We start from the raw sequence: 19,163 nt of genomic DNA, 5'->3' as shown, positions 1-19,163 counted from the left end.
TGACGAGGCTTTTTTATTTAACCGGTGGGACGCCAATACTTCTTTAAAAAATGGTCTAAACAGGACCTTGAAAGGGTCTTCCTAAAGTATCGGTTCCGTCATATTGTCTTTTTTAATCCTTCTCTATCTCCTCATAGGTGTATTTGCTCTTTTTCCAGTCGATCAAGGGAGAGGGATAGTATTTCACATTCATGCGATCTAGGAAGGGGGCCTGATTGGCCAGACGAACTTTGTAATCTTCCCAATCACGGTTTTCTTCCGTACTCCAGCTGAGTTCCGAATAACCGAGGACTCGGGGAAAGGCTAGGTATTCCAGCTCATCAATATTACTAATGGTCTCCGACCATAACGGGGCTTCCACGCCCAAAATGTTTTCTTTGGGAATACCACCATAGGTATCGGGATTCCATACATAAGCCGTATCCACGGGGATATAAGCGGCCCAATGCAATCCATGTTTGGAAAGCGTGTCATATTGCATATCCAGATAGGCCTTCTTGGCAGGGGATACAATGAGTTGCATTCCTTTTTCCACCGCCTTTTTGGCGTTTTCCTCACTGGCCCACCACTGGGCGATTGAGGTGGAATCGATATCTGCCGTGGCCACTTCGTCCCAACCTATCATCCGTTTGCCATGTTTCTGCACAATTTTTTCCACCCTTTCCACAAAATAGATATAATCCCTTTTCTTGGTTACATGGCTTTCATCACCTCCTATATGGAAGTAGGGACCAGGTGTTATCGCGGAAATCTCCCGTACCACGTCATCGATAAAGGCGTATACGGTATCCTTGCGGGTATCGAAGGTGCTAAAACCTACATGTGTGCCTTCGTAGAGTTTAGGTGTTTTCCCATTGCCATTCAAAAAAGGGTAGGAAACGGATGCCGCATTAGTATGGCCCGGCATATCCACTTCAGGTATTATGGTCATATATCGTTCTGCGGCGTAGTCCACAATTTCCGTGTAATCCTCTTGGGTGAAAAAACCTCCGGCCTCGCCACCAACCTCTGTGCTCCCACCAATTTCGGTAAGTTTTGGCCATGATTTTATCTCAATACGCCAGCCCTGGTCATCTGTCAAATGAAGGTGCAACACATTAATTTTGTAATAAGAAAGCAGGTCTATGTATTTCTTTACGTCCTCAACGCTAAAAAAATGTCGGGCCACGTCCAACATGGAACCTCTATAGGCAAAGTTGGGGCTGTCCATAATTTTACCTGAAGGAATGGGCCAAATACGTTGCTCGGCCAAGGTATCGTTGCTGGCCTCCGGGATAATCTGCCGCAGCGTTTGTATCCCTCGGAATGCACCTTCGGCCGTAATTGAATTCAAGATTACCGTATCTTGGGTAATGTACAATTCATAGGCCTCCGGAGATTTCATCGCTAAACTATCCGATTGATTAATAAGGATAACCCGCTTTGTGCCTTCCGGGGCATCCGTGTTAACCGGGATTTCCAAATCTATTTTTGATTTGATCTTATCGGCCAAAAACCGTCCCACCTTTTCGTAATCGGACGCGTTCCCTGAAGTAAAGATAGCGGTGTAGCGATCTAGGGTAAAAGCGGAATGGGTCGGAACCGTTTTCAACGGTTTTGGCATAAAACTTTCTTGGGCCAAATCGGTAGGAGGAAAATTAATGGGTTTCCGCTTTTCTTCCTGGCAGGCCAAAATATGGAGAAGGATGCATAAAAGTGAAAGAAATTTAATCGAGTTCGATGTAAACATTTTTAAGAATTTAAGTGTTGCTAGGTTGATCGATGAATATCACGGAACGTTATTGCAATTTCAAATTTAGTCCATATAGGTTTTTAATACATTATGCCATAACTCATACCCCATGGCGTTCATATGAAGCCCGTCCTCGATGAAAATATCGGTCTTTACTTTTCTACCGTTTAACATTGGTGTCCAAACATCCGCAAATTCCAAAGAGTCGTCCTTTTTGCTCAATTTAATGAACTTGCGATTCAATCTTTTGTATTTCCGCCTTAGGCCCCATCGGGCAGTACTTGGTTTTGCCGAGATAAGTACAATATGTGTAGTGCTATCCTTCTCTTTGATTTTATCAATGATTTCCAGGGAAGTTTCTATTATGGTATTAGGCTTTTTATGGGCCGCAATATCATTGTCTCCCTCGTAAATAAAGACCTTGGACGGATTATACTTCAATACAAGTTCATCTAGGTGGATCAATAGGTCCGAGGCCTGCGAACCACCGAACCCGGAGTTGACGATTTGATGTTGTGGAAAATGCTGTTCGAGGTCCTTCCAAATCCGTATACTGGAACTCCCCGTAAAAACGACGGTTGGTTTGGAGGGATCCCAAAGGGAATCGTATTTTTTGGTAATGGCCTCTACTTCGTCCTTGAAACGGGAAGAATCCTGGGAATAGCCTATGGAGTAAGTAATTAAAAAGAATAGGACAATGTGAAATTTCACTATGCAAAGATTAAGGGTGTAAGTTAGTTTTTATTTGGGATTGTCCAAAAGTTTTAGGGTATCATCATTTTAAAACGTACTGAAAGTACACGAAAGACCAGGAATATTCTGACCATAGATAATCTGTCATTGGATTTTAAACAGAATTAAAGTGGTTTTCTTAACTTGTTTAAGAACCTGATAAATCGACCGAAATGACCACCGAACTTCTTACTTTTCGCAATTATCTTCCGTTTTTGTTCCTATTGATTTCGCTAATGGCCGCTGCCCAGCAGATCTCAAAAGAGGAGCTTATTTTTTTAACACCGGAATGGAATGGTGAGCGTTTGGCGGATGGACGACCTTATGTTTCCGATGCAATTTTGGAACGCATGAAAAAGGTGACCTTGGAAGAGGCCTGGGCTGTCCTGAAAGGTCAAAATTTTAAATACCAGTACGAGGAAAACTGGCAGACCATAAATCCCGATAGTGTTTTGGTAGGAAGGGCCGTCACGGCGGTATTCGTACCAGGTAGACCGGATATTCATCGCGTAATCGATGAAAAGGGGCATAGCAAGGATGGCCGTATAAAATCACAAAATGCTTGGACCATTGATTTGTTGATTAAGGGCGATGTCTACGTGGTAGATCAATTTGGAGCACATTTGGACGGTCCTACCATCGGTGATAATTTGGGCAACTCCATCTATGCCAAAACAGGAAACGGAATTGTTTATAACGGAGCGATACGGGACATAGACGGTTTAAAGGAACTGGAATCCTTCACCTCGTTTTTTCGCAGTTATCATCCATCCCATCACTTGAACAACCCTGATGGGGAACTCAATACCACTTTGATCGGGATCAATACGCCCACGCGCATCGGAATGGCGACCGTAATGCCCGGGGATGTGGTATTGGGACGTGATGGTGGGGTTATGTTCATTCCTCCGCAGTTGGCAGAAAAAGTAGTAAAGACTTCCGAAGTGGTGCGACTTCGCGATATGTTCGGACACCAAAGGTTACGGGAACAAAAATATACCCCTGGGCAAATCGATTCCCGTTGGTCCGATGAAATAGAGCGGGATTTTTCGCAATGGCTCAATGCCCATATCGATGAATTGCCGGTACCCAAGGCACAGATACAGGAATTGTTAAAGACCCGAACGTGGTAGGTGATTAGGCACTACTACCTTTCCAAAATAATCCAAAAAACAAAAAAATGAAAAACTCAAGGAGAGACTTTTTGACCAAGACCATGGCTGCCGGTGCATTGTCCGCTATACCTTTGGCCAGTTATGGAAAAGAATTTGAAACCGCGGTTGATCGGACATCGAAACTATCGGCACCCTCTGATCTTAAGATTACGGATATCAAATGCGGATATATTCGCGGCGGTCACAGTCTTTTCGTAAAAATATACACCAACCAGGATGTCATAGGGCACGGAGAAGGTGTTGATGCCACCCCGGGAACCTACCATTTGGTAAAAATATTCGGGGAGCGATTAAAAGGAAAAAGTCCCCTAAATGTACATCGATTGTTCGAGGATTTACGAAGAAGGGGTTTTTTTGAGGGGGCGCAGGCCGGGATGTACGTTTCGGTCCTTACGGCGGTGGAATCCGCCTTATGGGATTTGGCCGGTAAGGCTCTAGGGCTGCCCGTGTACCAATTGTTGGGAGGAAAGTTCAGGGACAAGATCAGGGTGTATATGGATACCGCACTCTATCAGAACAAACTCCCCAAACCCGAGGATTTTGCGGCCAGTGCCAAAGAGGCCGTAGATATGGGATTCACCGCCGTGAAATTTGATTTGGATCAGGCAAACGACCCCAATAAATACGATACCTATAATTGGACGGCAAGTCCGGCGGAGATTCAACGGATGTACGATCAGATGGCAGCGGCACGGCAGGCGGTGGGACCTAATATTGACATCTGTGCGGATATGCATGGACGGTATGATACCACTTCGGGGGAACGAGTGGCCAAAGTTCTGGAACCCTTAAATATGATGTGGCTAGAGGAACCTATCCCTGCCGAAAATGTAGAGGCCTATAAAAAGATTACGGAATCTACCAGTACCCCTATCTGCGCCGGGGAAAACCATTATTTGGCCTATGGCTTTAGACCCCTATTGGAAGCCGGGGCCGTGGATATCATTATGCCAGACCTACAGAAGGCTGGTGGTTTGGGCGAGGCCCAGCGGATTGCCAATTTGGCCAACTTGTATTACGTGCCTTTTTCACCCCATATGGTGGCCTCATATCTTGGAGCCATGGCGTCTTGTCATGTTTGTGCTTCCGTACCTAATTTCATGATTTTGGAATGGCAGATTTATTTCCATAAAAATCCGATGTTCAAGGAAATTGTAACCTTTGACGGTCCTATGGTGGTAGATGGTTTCATTCCACTTTCAGACAAACCTGGAATCGGTGTGGAAATCAACGAAGAGGGCATGCGAAAATATGCGGTAAAGGACGTTCCCTTTTTTGAATAGCAAAAAAGCCCTGTCAATGCAAATGCTAGAGATCTTTTATGGATTAAAATCGAAAGACTCTAGGATTCTCAAATTAGGATTAAGCTTAGGGTGCGGTAATACCTTCGGCGATTGACCAGTCATAAAAACGTTGTATCCAACTGTCGGATGGTAACCCTTGTTCCTTCATGCCAAAACCATGACCTCCTTTAGCATACATGTGGAGTCCCACCGGTTTTTTGGCCGAGAACCATTTTGAGTACAGCTCAATACTTCCTGACGCCAATCCCAAGGGATCGTCCGTGGCACAAACAATCAACATTGGTGGGGCATCGGTTGGCGCATCATTTGGAGGGAGTACGGTGGTCCATGGATAAACGGGGACCAGGAAATCTGGGCGATTTCCCTCAGTATAGTTATAACCTACGCCCATGGTAACGGCTCCGCCCGCCGAAAAACCCATAAATCCGATTTTATTGGCATCAATCTTATATTTTGTGGCATTTTCGCGTACATGGGTAATGGCAGCCAAACCATCCGCTATTGATAAGGGTAGGACAGGTTGTACCCGTCTACCGATTTCCATGGGATTGGTGTTACCCAAATCCGTAATTTCCTTTACACCGTCTTCTCCAGTGGGAACTAATCTGTATTTCAGTACAAAGGCGGTAATCCCTTTTTTATTCAGCCATTCCGCTACATGATTCCCCTCGCTTAGGATGCTCAAAGCGTAGAGTCCACCTCCAGGCGCCACAATAACAGAGGTACCATTGGGGTTTTCGGGACGGAAGACCCGCATGGTCGGGGTGGATACGTTGGTTACCACTTCATTGTCCCAAATTTTTGAATGATACTGCTTCTCCGGCCCTTCCCACGAAATATCCTTTGGGGTTTCGTGCGGTAGCTCAACAATTTCCTGTGCCATTAGCTGTATAGAGATGAAACAGCTCACTAAAAGTGTAATTTTTTTCATTTTCATTGGTATTGATTTCAAATATTTTAATGTTGAACATCGTCTAACCCCACCTTTAAGCCCCTATCCAAAGAAAGGCCAAAGCGGCCAAAAAGCCACCGGCCAAGGGACCTAGTACAGGAACCCATGCGTAGCCCCAATCACTACCACCTTTTCCTTTTAGGGGCAAAAGCGCATGCATGATACGCGGCCCAAGATCACGTGCCGGATTAATGGCATAACCGGTCGGTCCTCCTAGACCAAAACCGATTCCCATGACCAAAAGGGCCACAGGTAGGGCGTCCAAAGAACCTAGTGATATCGGTTCATCGGAAAAGGTGCCACCAGCAATATAGAATACACCAAAGACAAGGGCAAAAGTCCCAATGGCCTCGGTAACAAAGTTCCAAAATGGACTGCGAATAGCAGGTGAGGTACAAAAGGTGGCACGAAGTGCTTCTTGATCCTGGGTAGCATCATAGTGCTTTTTATAGGTCAACCATACTAAAGTATTGCCTGTCATAGCACCCAATACTTGGGCCAGCATATAGCCCGGTACCAGGGACCACCCGAACTTCCCTGCGCTGGCCAACCCTAGGGTCACCGCCGGGTTCAAGTGTGCTCCACTGACGTCCGCACTGATAAAGACACCTACAAAAACGGCTATACCCCAGGCCAGGGAGATGCCGACCCAACCTGAATCCGATCCCTTGGTTCCTTTTAGGACTACATTGGCCACGATACCGTTTCCCAAAAGTAAAAGCATACAAGTTCCGACGAATTCAAAAATATATGCGGTCATCAAGTTGATTTTTTAGTTGCTGTAAGATAAAAAAAATATGCTAGGTCTTGGTTTGGGATTGGAGTACCTCATTGCTATTCGGTAAAGGCCTGATAGATAAATTGACGCATTATGTTCCCATAATAATTGTTATAGGGTTGGACCTGTGTCATTAAAATAGCGATAAGTTCTTCTTTGGGATCTACAAAAAAGTAAGTGCGATAGGCACCGCTCCAAAAGTATTGCCCCACGGAACCCAAACTTTTGCTGTCTGCCAGATCGGTAGTGACCGCAAAACCGAATCCGAATCCCTGCCCTGGACCCGGAAACAAATCCCCGACCTGATTCATGGTCATGATTTCCAAGGTCTTGGGACTCAGGTATTGTTTCCCCTTCCATTTGCCCTGGTTCAACAGCATTTGGCAAAATGTCATATAATCGGAAGCCGTTGAAAAAAGCCCATGTGTTCCTCCAAAAACGGTATTTCCCTGGGTAGGCAATTGCTGATCGGAATTGACCAGTTTCCCTTCTTCATTGAGGTTATGGACCGGTACCCATCTATTCTGATTTTCGTCGGAGATATTGTACCCCGTATCGTTCATTTCAAGGGGATCAAACAATCGTTGCCTTAAAAAATCTATGACCGTCATCCCGGAAAAGTGCTCGATCAATAGGGCCAAAACATCCGGGGAGGCGCTATAATTCCATTGTTCCCCAGGATGCGCTATGAGCGGTAGACTTACTAAAGTGTTGACACGGCTCTCAATACTTTCCTGAGGTTCAAAGTATAGCGCTTCCCGCACTTCCTTATCCAGTGTAGATCCTCCAAGACCATGTAAGAAACCGGCGGTATGGGAAAGAATCTGTGCAATGGTAATTTCGGTATTGGCCGGTTCGGTGGGTCCTGCCTTTCCGAGGTCCGGATCCTTGGTAACTTTTACGTCCTTGAACTGGGGAAGGTACTTGGAAACGGGGTCGTTCAGGAAAAAATGTCCCTCTTCGTAGAGCATCATAAAGGCAACGGTAATTATCGGCTTGGTCATGGACATAATATGAAAAATCCCATCTTTCTGCATAGGGCTCTTATCCTCCAAACTGCTATATCCGTAGGTATTGTCATGTACTATTTGTCCTTTTCTCAGAACCAAGGAAATCGCTCCGGGAATTTTGCCTTCATTTACTTCCCGCTCCAAAAAAGCATCATACCTTTGCAGACGTTCCGCAGATATTCCGGCTAATTCCTTCTTTTCCAGTAGTGCCTGTTGTCCCTGAGCAGATAGGACGAAAAGACAAATAAGACTCAAAAAAATGGAAAAATGGCGGCTGTTTTTCATGGTTGGAAGTTTTGTTCCTATATAAGATTTGGCAATTTTTGCCAAAACCCTTTCCGTTTTTGAATTATCAAGATACTCTTTTTTCCCTTTCCAAAACATCTCTCAAGAAATTCCCTTTTAATCCCCTATTTTATTGGGGAAATTTTTAACTTGTTGACCTATTGAAAAATTCAAATTTTTTCAAAACAGTATAATCTGATAATCTATTTAAATCAAAACTACTATGAGCGATTTAGCAGATAAATTGGCTGCATTAAAATCTACAGCGGTCGCACAATTGAACGAATGTGGAGTGTCCGATATTGATCATGATCAATTGGATGGCTACGTCAACAGTTTAAAGACGATGGTGAACAATCAGGACGCTCTTCTGGTATCTGGAACGGATGAGTCCGAATTGGAGACCGTAAGACGTAATTTCGTTGAGAAAAAATTGGGGGTGACCGATAAGGACAAGGCTATGGCCGCTATCCATTCCGTGGCCGATAAAATGTCCGGAATCCGTATGAAAAGCAGACCGGCATTTTATTATTTGGTAGCTCATGAGTTGAGCTAGTTTTTTCGTAAGACCTTACAAAAAGCGCCCCAATAGGGCGTTTTTTTGTATGTGGTATTTACCCGAGGTCTTTGATCAACGCCATATGACGGGCGGCGTACGTGGAACTACAGCTTTATGCTCTACCCGGATGTTCGCTTTTAGTATAACGGAATCTAGACCCCGAACTGTTGTAAATGGTGGTCCAAATGTTTGGAAAACAAAGTGTTCCACTCCTTTTCGGTCAAAGGTCCAAAAGCATGGGATTCCTTATTATGAAAATGTGAGGCCCCCAATTGCAGGGTCTTGTCCAAATGGTCGAGCAGCCGTTTCTTTTCTTTTTCAAAATCCCTTTCCCCTTCGATGAGAAAAGCAGGCGCTGTACGGATATTTTTTTTATACGGTTTGGGACCAACGACCACATTTTTAGCGAATAATTTGATCATAAATTTCTGAAACCCTTTAGGCTTGGGATGCTTATCCGTATAAACCAATTCATAGGCCACATTTACATGGGCCAACATTTGGGCAACACTCATTTTTCCCCAAAGGCTTTGGGTTTCCGGACTTAGGGCGTTGATGCGTGTCTTGATTTCCTTTACATCATTTTCATCAAAGATATTTTTCATGGACATCCTTTTTTTGATTGAAGTTTCTAAAGTACTAAAAAAGAGGATTGAACGAGGAAAGATTAATTTCCCGTTGGTCTCTTATGGTGTTATTCTAATTAAATAGCGGTCCATACACATCTTTGGATTTATTTGGGTTCCACTCTAAATCGCAAAACGGTCTTCAATTTTTCCGGTGCTACCTTTCTAAAATCGCTTAGATAGATTTCCCTATGCTCCTTGGATATTCTTGAGAGATTTTCTTTCTCGGCAAAATCTTCCATGGTCTTAAAACTCCGAGGTTCGTCATCATAACTTCCTATATGCATCATTTGAATACATTTTCCATCCGTTATCGGCTCAAATTTAAGTTGCTCCAAAAAAGGGTGTGGTTTTCTTTTTTGGGTCTGTTCCAACATTTCCTTAAAATAGGCATCGCTTACAAAGTCCGGTTGCCGGATCATTAATTTAAAGACCAGGTCGTTTTTGTCAATTTTTCCTGTAAATGTTGTTTTCGCCTCAGCCGTAATATCCCAAATACCCTCCAGCGGATAGACTGTATAATCGAAATACCTACTAGGTGGCTTACTTTCCTTTTTCAGGTTCATTTTTATGGCGTAGGAAACGGAATAGAGTACGGTAATATATTCAGCAAAGACTTTATTTTGTGGGCTGCCCTCACCCTCGATGGTTAGGAACCTGAATTCCGGAATTTCCACTATTTCCGGATTCTCCTTGGGCACATAAGTCTTCTTTTCCATTTTTCTCCATTCATGCTTCATAAGGTAACATCCTTTAGTGCTGCATAAATGTATTTAAAAAGTAGAAGTCCAGGAAAGCTGAATCCCACTACTTTTTGTCCTTTCTTGCGGAATTAACGATTTGGCATTGCTCTTCGGTAATACCTTCAGCGTATTTGCTGAACATCCCTGGATGTCGTTTTCTCTCCCTTTCTATGCCCTCAGTAGTAATCCCAAGCGGTGTTCCGTATTACTTTTCCTTTTTAGTCACTATCACCAGAAAAATGCTGGGCTATAGCCCGGTAAGGGTAACCTCCATATCCCCGTTTGGCAAATTGAACGATTATGATATTTTCCTTAGGATTTATATAAAGACGTTGACCCCTAAGACCTTCGGCCGAATAATCCCCTTCATAATTTTCCTGGGGCAGCCACCAATAGTATTGATGTGTTGCTTTTTGCCAACCTTTTTCGGTGTTCCCCCTATTTTCCATAGTAATGTGGGTACTTTTCTCAATCCAATCCAAAGATAAAACTTGAACCGTATCCCGAACCCCCTTGTTGAGGTATAACCTTCCTATCTTGGCCAGATCTATGGCCGTACATTGAAAACTGCTCGGGGAGTTTTCGAGACCGTCTTTTTGGTCCACACCCCAACTTCCTCCATATTCGGCCCCGATGGGCTTCCAGATTTCACGCTCAAACAATTGGGAAACCTTGGTTTTCGCGGCTCTTTCCAAGACCCACGTTAAAAACAAAGGGTCTAGATTGCTATATTTCCACCTTGTCCCCGGTAGGGTATCGGCCTTAACCTTTACCAAATCATTTTTTAGGTCGTTGGTATAGTAGAACCGCGCTTCATCACAAAAAAGATCGGAAATAATACCTTTTCCGGCCCGTTTGAATTGTAAACCGGATTTCATATTCAAGAGATCTAGAATCGTAATCTCGTCAAAGTTTGGAACGTCCTTAAGTTCGGGCAGGTAGTTAATGACCCTTTGTTCGGTATCCTTGATATATCCCAGGTCAATGGCCTTTCCTGTTAAAATTGAAATCATGGTCTTTCCAATGGAGAAGGTATTGGATACCGTCTCTCTATTGTAGTTTTCCCCGTATTTTTCATAAACCAGGGTATCGTTTTTGATAACCAAAAAAGCGAGTAAATCACCTTTTTCAAAATATTCCGAAAATGGAACATATTGGTTTTCCCAATTTTTGACCATCACCGAATCCAATTTGTTTCCTTTTGAAGTGTCCACGGTAAAACGTAAAGGGCTTGGGCTTGGGCTCATTGCTCTAGTAGGAAAGCTTTTGTAGGTGTCTACCTCCGGTTTTTGATACCATACTATCTTAAATAATTGCGGATTTATGGCCCACGCTACCATTACCAACATGGTAAGACAAAGCAGTACAATACCGACAACTTTTTTCATTTTCCTTACTGATTATGGGTGGAGTGTTTACCTACCTGAATACCTTGGCGATTTGCTGTGATTCACATTCTTAGCAGGATTCCTTCTTTAGGGATGACCAGGGCAGTTCCCAAACCGGAAATCTCGTAGGGTCAGATGAGGTCCCCAAGTGCTTTTTCCACCACATAGTAGGTTTTTTCATAGCTCTGTTGCAATAGTGTCTTCGCATCCATGGTTTCCCAATAGCCTTGGTTGAACAGTTCTACTGAAAATCCGCCCCTAAAACCCGCATCGTACAGTTTAGGAATCACCGAATCAAAAGGGCAGATACCTTCTCCTGGCAATACCCGATCTGAATCCTTAAGTTGATCATAGGCGGGTGTAGCGGGATAATCGTTCATGTGTATTACAGGTAATTTCTTCCCATTGAGAATATCAACGGTGTCCCAGTCGTTCCCACCCCGATATACATGATAAAAATCCAGCAATATGGTGGCTTTAGGGTGTCCCGAGGCGATAGCGATTTGGGCACAGTCCGCTACCTTGTGTAAGGCCCCCATACCCCAGAGTTCCATAATGGGGGTTACCCCCGTTTCATCGCCCAGTTGTAGAATAGCGGCATAGCGTTCAGCATAGGCATCGTATTTTGTACTATCCAGGGAGGTTATCCCTTGTACCGGAGCGGCAATATAAGCCCCGCCCAGGCCTGCCGTAATATGCATTTCTTCGCGCAGTTGATCTAGTGCTTTTTTTCGTTCCTCGGCATCGTCGCTGCACCATTTTGAAAATCCGATAATATTCTCCAGAACCAGTCCTCGATCCTGCAATTTATGCTTTAGGTCGGCCGTGTTTCCCCCGTTTTTCAAATAGGTCTTTATATTTCGCATCCATAGTTCTATACCATCAAAACCGGCATCGGCCACGAGATCTATTTGCATGGCTACATCCAGCTCGTAATGCAATAGGGTAGAGGTGTTTAAACTGATTCGAAAGGGTAACTTTTTCTTTGCCTTTGGCGCAAAAGTGAATGGTGTAGCCTTGGAATTGGCCGCAAAGGCATAGCCCCCTATTGCCGCCAAGGAACCTGTAAGGCCAGTGGCAATGGCCTTTCTTCTCGATATTTTGTGTTTCATTAAGTATGGTTTTATCGGATGTCTTAAAAATGTGGATTGGGATGTCAATCACTCATAAGCTTCGTGCCCGAAAAGATACAAAAAAGTCAGTGCACGCCATTCTTTTTGTAGAACACGATCTGGGTATTTGCTAGGGATTGACACGTAATTTGGGTTGATGCATGCTTATACAATGCAATCCACCTCCTCCCAAATTTACGGCCAGTGCATCCAGCATCACGACTTTTTTTTCGGGAAATACGGTTTGCAGTATTCTTTTGGCCTCGGCATCCTGCCGCTTTAATTTTTCGGACATACCCTCTCGCCAATATTTCTGACCAAGGACTACGGAATTGGTAATGATAAAATTGAGATAACTTGCTGGAGCCACAACGGTAATGGTATCTCCATCAGGAAATTGGCTTCCATCCTGATAGTCCAAGGTTTTAATATAGTCATAGACATAATCTCCGGGATCTAAAGTGGTCAAAATGGTTTGCGGCAGGGGTAATCGTACTATTTTTAGTGGATTCCCGTCTTGATCGGAACTGTTCGAAAGAATTTCAAAGTTCTCTTCCAAACGCCTGTGGTTTTCCCGGGCCATAGGATCTTCTAATTCAGTACTGTCAATTTGGGCCAAAAGAAGGGTGGAATGGTTTACAAAGCGTGCAAATTCATCCACATGGCCATTGGTGGTAACCACGGTATAGGCCTTCTTCCCATCTGAGATGGATAAGGGCCCTAAAAAAGTGTGGCTATCCTCCAAGAGTCCCTTTTTGAGCCAAATGGTTTTGGTAACACCCAGCAATCTTTGATACTCGGCTTCCATGGCTGTTTTGGACATCCCTGGATTACGTCCCTGCTCCACGGTTTCCGTCACCACCAACGTCCCTTTTCCATTGAGCTCACGGTTCCCGCCTTCACTGATCATGGTACTCGAGATGATGGGAAGATCCAATAGTTCCGCTGCCTTTTCATCATATTGCTCCTCAATTTGGGAACTTTGATCTAGGGTGTCCGAATAGCCCCAAGAGTTGAAATTAAAGTCGGCTATAGCATGTTTTCCATTTTCCATTTCCACAAAAACGGGTCCCATGTCCCTTGCCCATAACTCCACCGAGGGAATTACATGAAAAATCAAATTCTTCAGATTCGGATATTTTTGGCCCAAGGTGGATTTTGCCTTTTCAAGAATTTGATCATCGGAACAACTTATGACAAGGTTTAGGTCGCTGATCAGGGCATCGATAATGGCCAAGGTTACCTTTTCCACGGATTCCCCCTCCTTATGGTCCGTGGTCGGCCAAATAAGCCAAAGCGCATCTATGGTTTCAAATTCGCCCATTTGCCGGGTTACCTTCAACGGCTCCGGTTTTTTGTCCAAGGATGCATTACACCCCCAAAACAGTAGGGTCGGGATGAGTATGGATACTATCGGAATCTTCACTTTTCGGACTTTATGATACCTTGTGAATTCATAGCTATAACGCCGCGAACAAAATGACCGGGAAAAATCTCTGTCGATTACGGTTCCAAGATAACTTTTTGCGCTGAATTCACCAATGATACCTAAAGTACGGATAGAAAAGATAAGGTTCTCACGGCTTTCTGGGCCTGCTTTACAAATACCGCTCTTTGATGATGTTCAGATGCCTTAATTCGTGACCTGCAATATGGTAGGCAAATGCCCTTACCGTCCGTTCGTTGACAATACTGCCGTCGGTATCGATTCCCGAACCTTTTCGCATAAGACTATCCTCGGGGAGGTATTTAAAAAGTAGTATCGTACTTTTCCGTACGGCTTCGTATTCCTCAAAAATACTATCCAGACTTCTTTCATTGGCCTTGGAATATTTCGCATAGTCATCCTGTTCAAACCCTGGTAGGGGGGTAGAATCATTTCGTGCAAAGCGCATGGCCCTGCAGGAAAAGATGCGCTCATCATCAATATTATGAACCAGGATCTCTTTAATGGTCCATTTGCCCGGGGCATAGCGATACGTCAATTTTTCATTGGGAAGACCATACATAAATTGTTTTACATCCAAAAAGTTGTCCCATAGTTGGTCTAAAATGTTTTTTTCGTCATTCAACAGGTCCATATAAATGGAAGAGTACGAGGGATATTCGGAGGGTTTTGGTTTTTGTAATGTTTCCATACGGAGTGATTTGGAAGTACTTTTAGTTTTAGCCGGATCTCCTACACGTCCACCGGGGAATGTGGGAATCGTTTTTAGTTTTGATACAAATTAAGTAGCAATACTACAAAAAATGTAGCATACAATCAAAATATTTTCAACACTACCCTTCCAAAATCAACTTGGGCTATATAAGGTACCGGAGACTTAAACCCAACTGAAATCCCCGGTACCATTCACTTTCCATTCTTATTCCCGTATCGGAATCATATTGGAGGTGTCGACTGGAAAGCTATCGTATTTGTTATAGAGTTGTAGGTATTTTTCGGGATCTATGGGGACTTCGTTCAATGTTTCATAAAGACCCCTAAAAAAGCCTTCCCGTTTTTGCGATGGGTTGAAAATCAAGGTCAATTTTACTATTTCATCGGTGTCGTTCCTAAATCCATGGGGTGTAAATCGCGGTACATAGACCACACTTCCCGGTTCGGCCTCATGCACCTTATCGGCTACCTCTAAGGTTAGTATACCCTGGTTTACGATAAAGGTCTCGTCCATAAACCGGTGATAGTGCAATTTTGCACCGATACACATCGGGGGAAGTGTAATCTCGTAAACCCCCAATTGATCGCCGGACATTTCACTGGTGACCTTAAAGGTTATTGCAATGGTATTTAATTCTAGGGTTTCCCCTCCGTTGGGCTCAATTATGGAGGCATTGTCCTCCAATTGATCTACAAAGTAATTTGCTTTAATTGCTTTCATTGTTTTGTTTTTTGAATAATTCATCGATATTGGATTGTACGTCACGTTTATTTTGTTCCAATGTGTTAGCTTCACTTGTACCTTCAAGGGAAAATAGTCCTCGGACCTTAATGCCCATATGTTCTAAAATGGCTCTGAGATAAGGCTCCTGAAAATCGTACTCCTCCATGAAGGTCCCTTTGTACTGGCCGCCTTTGGCGGTTGCCAAATAGGCCGATTTATCCTCCAACAAGCCATAATACCCCTTCTCATTGATGTTGAAGGTATGTCCAACCCGTACTACTTGATCTAGATAGGCCTTAAGATTCGAGGGAATATTTAAATTGTACAAAGGACTACTGATCAAGATATCATCTGCGGATTTCAGCTCCTTGATCAATTCGTCCGACAAGGCCGTAGCCTTTTTGCTTTCCGGAGTCATATACTCCAAGGGGGTGTAAAAGCCCTCTATGGTGTTGTTTTGGATGTGGGGCAGTTGCTGTTTTGCCAAATCCCGATATATAAGTGTTCCATTAGGATTTCTGAGCTTCCATTCTTTCTCAAAATAATCGGCCAAGGTTCTGGAGTGCGACCCTGTGATCCGTGAACTACAATCGATTCGCAATAATCGTTTCATACGTTTAAATTTTTAGTGCCTGTTTCACCTATCGGTATTTTATAGGCAATAGTATGACCAGGAAGTGGGAAGAAACGTGACGGATTTACCGAAAAAACCTTTTCAATTTATTAGGGTCGATGACCGCGTAGATATTGCGTATTTTGTTGTTCTCAAACTCGAAGACTTGACAATTGATCAAGGAGTCACCCTCGTAAAATAACAAAGCAGGTTGGTGGTTTACTTCGGATATTTCAATGGACAGGGATTTTTGATAGGTTTGGAATACATAGAACAACAGGTTGGAAGTAGCCATTTTTCCCGTGGTCACTTCCCGTATCACTTTGATGTCCGCTCCACCATCCGCACTTAAGGCCACATCTTCGGAGAGCATTTCGCCCAAGTGTTTTACATCCCCGGTTTTTATGGCATGGATATAATTTTCCATATCAGCCGCGGGAATGACGGAATAATTTCTAGGACCGGTTGTTTTATGTATGGCTAATTTTAGCTTTCCCCTGCTCAACAGCTTTCTGGAGTTTTCAATGGAAATGCCGATAGTTTCCGCAATTTCCCTATGGGAATAATCAAAGGCCTCCTTGAGGATAAAGACCGCCCGTTCTTGGGTCGTCAGTTTTTCGAATAGCACCAATAGGGAATAGGATAATATTTCTTCCCCGATAAGATTGTCATCGGCTTTTTCTGTGGATATGGGTTCCGGAAGCCAAACCTTGTCGGCCGTAATCTTGGCTTTCCTTTTTTTGATGTTTATGGACCGGTTTATGACGGACTTGGTCAAATAACCCATTTCATTTTCGATATGTGCTGTATTCATAGATTGGTACTTGGTCAGTACGTCCTGAATGGCATCCTTGGCGTCCTCTACGGTACCCAAAATGTTGTAGGCATATGGAAATAAGGTGTTTTGATGATTTTTCACGTCTATATTTTTAACGTTCCAAGGGTATGACAAGGTAGGCAATGAAAACGTGACATTTGGAATGAAAAAATTGCGATTTGCCTTTTTGAGTCTCCCATAACATGGTCTATCCTCAGCTTATTTGGTTCCTGTAACGGATTTTCGGATTCTATGGGACTCGGGGCGTTTTTGCCACAAATGTAAAGTTTACCCGTCCCTAATAGTACACCACCAAAGCACTAATTATGAAAAAACGCATACTATGCCTATTTTCAATTCTCGGTCTATTAGCCTGTGGTCAGGATTCCCGTTTCGCTGCAAACAACCCTAGTAAGGACCTGGCCCATAAAATTGACGCATTGATCCGTCCCCTTGCCGAATCCAATAATTTCAGTGGCACCGTTCTCGTTAAAAAAAATGGGGACATCATCTTATCCCAATCGTATGGGTATGCGGATAGGGAAAATCAAATCAAAAACACCAAAGCCTCCCAATTTTTTATAGGATCGGTTTCCGCCATGTTTACTGCTACCGCCATACTACAACTTGTGGAATCAGGAAAAGTATCGTTGGAGGATACGCTCACCAAGTTCATGCCGGGATTTCCCAATGGGGATAGGATAACAATCCATCATTTACTTACGGAAAGATCGGGTCTACCCCGGTTTGTGTCCCAAGCGGATGGCACCTATGATCAATTGATCGAATCGCCGCATACCCTGGATGTATTGGTAGAGTATATAAAAGAATTGAAACCTATAGCGGAGCCCGGAGAAAAATATAGGCATTCAGGCTCTTCCTTTATACTCTTGGCCAAAGTCATTGAAATGGTATCCGGGGAATCCTTTGGAACGTATCTAAATGACCACGTTTTTAAGCCCCTGGGCATGTCGCATACGGGACACTATGCCTATGCTATGAGCTATACGGACGTTCCTGATTTGACTCTCGGTTATAAACAACAAGGGGTCACGGAATTGGAACGGGCCAGAGTGATACATTGGTCCACAAAAATCGGCCATGCGTCCATTTACTCCAATGCCGAGGACCTGGAAAAGTTTGCCCGGGCTATGATGCACAATAGGGTATTGTCTGCCGATTCCTGGAAAAAAATGACGAGCTCCTATTATGGAACAAGTTTGGGTTATGGCCTATCCAATGCACCTCAAGGAGATCATGTCCGTTATTCCCGGAGTGGGGGATCCCCGGGATTTTCCAGTTATTTTGCCGTGTATCCCGAAGAGGGTTTAACGGTAATCATGCTATCCAATATTCATATCCATGTACCTTATTTTAATGTGCCGAAGATTGCCTCTATCGTTTTTGGGGAACCCTATGAGCCCTTAAACTTGGTGAGCCCCACCTATGTAAAACATGACCTTGCCCAAAAATTGTTGGGGACCTTCCAGTTTGATGAAAATTTTTATAACCCCAATGGAACGGTAACCATTAGTTTTGAAGACGGGATGTTACTTTCCGATGGTGCCCCCATGATACCCGTGTTGGGGGAAGACGGTAAAATTGTTAAGTTTATCAATCGGCAATTTTGGTCACGGTTGGAATTTGTACCGGATAGTACGGGACAATTTTCGAACTTGAAATTTGACGACTTTATGGGGACAAAAAAGATTACCCTTAATAACAACTAGGTCGGACAGTATGCTAATCCCTGCTGAACAAAGTCCAATATGTTAAACAGCGGCGTGAATCGTAGTCTCTTAGTTTACGGTTTACTAATTCGCCCTGCGTACCATGGACAATAGCACTCCACTTACAATCAATAATCCACCCACGATTTTATTTTGCAAGTGGACTTTTTCCTGATTTTCAAGATATGATTTTAGCTTTTCGGCAAAGGTCGCATAGGCAAATAATGAGAGGCCATCGATAAGTAAAAAAGTAATGGCAAGAATTACCATTTGTGGAACCAACGGATTTGCTTCATTTAGGAATAACGGGAAAAGTGCGGCAAAAAAGACAATCGCCTTTGGGTTTGCGGCCGACATTAAAAACCCTTCGATGAACAATTTCGAAAAACTACTTTCTTTGCTTTTGTTCGTGGATAAATCTATTTGGGGCTTGGATATGATTTTGGTTATTCCCATATATATCAGATAGGCCACGCCACACCATTTGATCCATTGAAACAATGCCCCGGAGGAAATCACGATAGTGGCCAATCCTATTGCCGCCAAAATGATCTGGCAGAGATTAGCGGTCAGATCGCCGGCAATGGTCCCAACGGTTTTTCCTTTGCCATATTTCATGCTATTTGCGGTTGCCAATAGAACACTGGGTCCCGGTGTTATGGCCAAAATTAGTACCGTTCCTACAAAGGATAACCATAGTGTTACTTCCATGATCATTCGAT

At 43.7% G+C, this 19,163-nt stretch carries 19 protein-coding genes; 4 read left to right on the top strand and 15 right to left on the bottom strand.

Annotated elements, in window-relative coordinates; genetic code table 11:
- Positions 1-112: 112 nt before the first annotated feature.
- Together Q0993_RS07210 and Q0993_RS07205 are read right to left on the bottom strand one after the other, a co-directional pair.
- A complete protein-coding gene (locus Q0993_RS07210; protein WP_299531261.1) occupies positions 113-1,729 on the bottom strand; it encodes a family 20 glycosylhydrolase in 1,617 nt (538 codons plus the stop codon).
- Positions 1,730-1,795: 66 nt separating this feature from the next.
- Positions 1,796-2,443: a GDSL-type esterase/lipase family protein gene (locus tag Q0993_RS07205; protein WP_299531260.1), complete on the bottom strand. Its 648-nt coding sequence runs from the start codon at positions 2,441-2,443 to the stop codon at positions 1,796-1,798.
- Between the two features lie 194 nt (positions 2,444-2,637).
- Here Q0993_RS07205 and Q0993_RS07200 point away from each other — a divergent pair, with 194 nt between their 5' ends.
- Both Q0993_RS07200 and Q0993_RS07195 read left to right on the top strand, forming a co-directional pair.
- Positions 2,638-3,597, top strand: coding sequence for an RraA family protein (locus Q0993_RS07200; protein WP_299531259.1), 960 nt, complete (start codon positions 2,638-2,640; stop codon positions 3,595-3,597).
- A 47-nt stretch (positions 3,598-3,644) separates the two neighbouring features.
- Positions 3,645-4,922 carry a mandelate racemase/muconate lactonizing enzyme family protein gene (locus Q0993_RS07195; RefSeq protein ID WP_299531258.1) on the top strand — a complete coding sequence of 426 codons (1,278 nt, stop codon included), beginning with the start codon at positions 3,645-3,647 and terminating at the stop codon, positions 4,920-4,922.
- An 85-nt stretch (positions 4,923-5,007) separates the two neighbouring features.
- On the opposite strand, the gene Q0993_RS07190 is transcribed toward Q0993_RS07195, so the two are convergent.
- From Q0993_RS07190 to Q0993_RS07180, 3 genes are all read right to left on the bottom strand, one after another.
- Entirely contained in the window at positions 5,008-5,874 is an 867-nt protein-coding gene (locus tag Q0993_RS07190) for an alpha/beta hydrolase (protein ID WP_299531257.1), read from the bottom strand.
- 55 nt (positions 5,875-5,929) lie between these two features.
- Positions 5,930-6,655 (bottom strand): MIP/aquaporin family protein, encoded by a 726-nt coding sequence (locus Q0993_RS07185; RefSeq protein WP_299531256.1) that lies wholly within the window; start codon positions 6,653-6,655, stop codon positions 5,930-5,932.
- Positions 6,656-6,729: 74 nt separating this feature from the next.
- Entirely contained in the window at positions 6,730-7,968 is a 1,239-nt protein-coding gene (locus tag Q0993_RS07180) for a serine hydrolase (RefSeq protein WP_299531255.1), read from the bottom strand.
- Between the two features lie 223 nt (positions 7,969-8,191).
- Here Q0993_RS07180 and Q0993_RS07175 point away from each other — a divergent pair, with 223 nt between their 5' ends.
- Positions 8,192-8,524 carry a DUF2853 family protein gene (locus Q0993_RS07175; protein ID WP_299531254.1) on the top strand — a complete coding sequence of 111 codons (333 nt, stop codon included), beginning with the start codon at positions 8,192-8,194 and terminating at the stop codon, positions 8,522-8,524.
- A 155-nt stretch (positions 8,525-8,679) separates the two neighbouring features.
- Here Q0993_RS07175 and Q0993_RS07170 read toward each other — a convergent pair whose 3' ends face one another.
- From Q0993_RS07170 to Q0993_RS07130, 9 genes are all read right to left on the bottom strand, one after another.
- Positions 8,680-9,132, bottom strand: coding sequence for a DUF1569 domain-containing protein (locus tag Q0993_RS07170; RefSeq protein WP_299531252.1), 453 nt, complete (start codon positions 9,130-9,132; stop codon positions 8,680-8,682).
- 128 nt (positions 9,133-9,260) lie between these two features.
- Positions 9,261-9,872, bottom strand: a complete 612-nt coding sequence (locus Q0993_RS07165) for a GyrI-like domain-containing protein (RefSeq protein ID WP_299531250.1) — start codon at positions 9,870-9,872, stop codon at positions 9,261-9,263.
- 242 nt (positions 9,873-10,114) lie between these two features.
- Positions 10,115-11,284 (bottom strand): serine hydrolase, encoded by a 1,170-nt coding sequence (locus Q0993_RS07160; protein WP_299531249.1) that lies wholly within the window; start codon positions 11,282-11,284, stop codon positions 10,115-10,117.
- A 131-nt stretch (positions 11,285-11,415) separates the two neighbouring features.
- Entirely contained in the window at positions 11,416-12,396 is a 981-nt protein-coding gene (locus Q0993_RS07155) for a sugar phosphate isomerase/epimerase (RefSeq protein ID WP_299531247.1), read from the bottom strand.
- A 130-nt stretch (positions 12,397-12,526) separates the two neighbouring features.
- A complete protein-coding gene (locus Q0993_RS07150) occupies positions 12,527-13,822 on the bottom strand; it encodes an agmatine/peptidylarginine deiminase (RefSeq protein ID WP_299531246.1) in 1,296 nt (431 codons plus the stop codon).
- A gap of 172 nt (positions 13,823-13,994) precedes the next feature.
- Positions 13,995-14,534 carry a DinB family protein gene (locus tag Q0993_RS07145; protein ID WP_299531244.1) on the bottom strand — a complete coding sequence of 180 codons (540 nt, stop codon included), beginning with the start codon at positions 14,532-14,534 and terminating at the stop codon, positions 13,995-13,997.
- 228 nt (positions 14,535-14,762) lie between these two features.
- The gene (locus Q0993_RS07140; RefSeq protein WP_299531242.1) at positions 14,763-15,278 is read right to left on the bottom strand and encodes a cupin domain-containing protein; all 516 of its coding nucleotides are present in this window, start codon (positions 15,276-15,278) and stop codon (positions 14,763-14,765) included.
- Positions 15,265-15,894 (bottom strand): NAD(P)H-dependent oxidoreductase, encoded by a 630-nt coding sequence (locus Q0993_RS07135; protein WP_299531240.1) that lies wholly within the window; start codon positions 15,892-15,894, stop codon positions 15,265-15,267. The genes Q0993_RS07140 and Q0993_RS07135 overlap by 14 nt, the downstream gene beginning before the upstream one ends.
- 85 nt (positions 15,895-15,979) lie before the next feature.
- Entirely contained in the window at positions 15,980-16,813 is an 834-nt protein-coding gene (locus Q0993_RS07130) for a sigma-70 family RNA polymerase sigma factor (protein WP_299531238.1), read from the bottom strand.
- A gap of 224 nt (positions 16,814-17,037) precedes the next feature.
- Between Q0993_RS07130 and Q0993_RS07125 the strand changes: the two genes are divergently transcribed.
- Positions 17,038-18,441 carry a serine hydrolase gene (locus Q0993_RS07125; RefSeq protein WP_299531237.1) on the top strand — a complete coding sequence of 468 codons (1,404 nt, stop codon included), beginning with the start codon at positions 17,038-17,040 and terminating at the stop codon, positions 18,439-18,441.
- 84 nt (positions 18,442-18,525) lie between these two features.
- Here the strand turns inward: Q0993_RS07125 and Q0993_RS07120 are convergent, their stop codons facing one another.
- Positions 18,526-19,152, bottom strand: a complete 627-nt coding sequence (locus Q0993_RS07120) for a LysE family translocator (RefSeq protein WP_299531234.1) — start codon at positions 19,150-19,152, stop codon at positions 18,526-18,528.
- Positions 19,153-19,163: the final 11 nt, after the last annotated feature.

This window comes from Ulvibacterium sp., assembly GCF_028285715.1.
GTDB lineage: Bacteria > Bacteroidota > Bacteroidia > Flavobacteriales > Flavobacteriaceae > Ulvibacterium.
The sequence above is the reverse complement of the archived record's forward strand: the minus strand, read 5'-3'. Positions and strand labels throughout refer to the sequence as shown.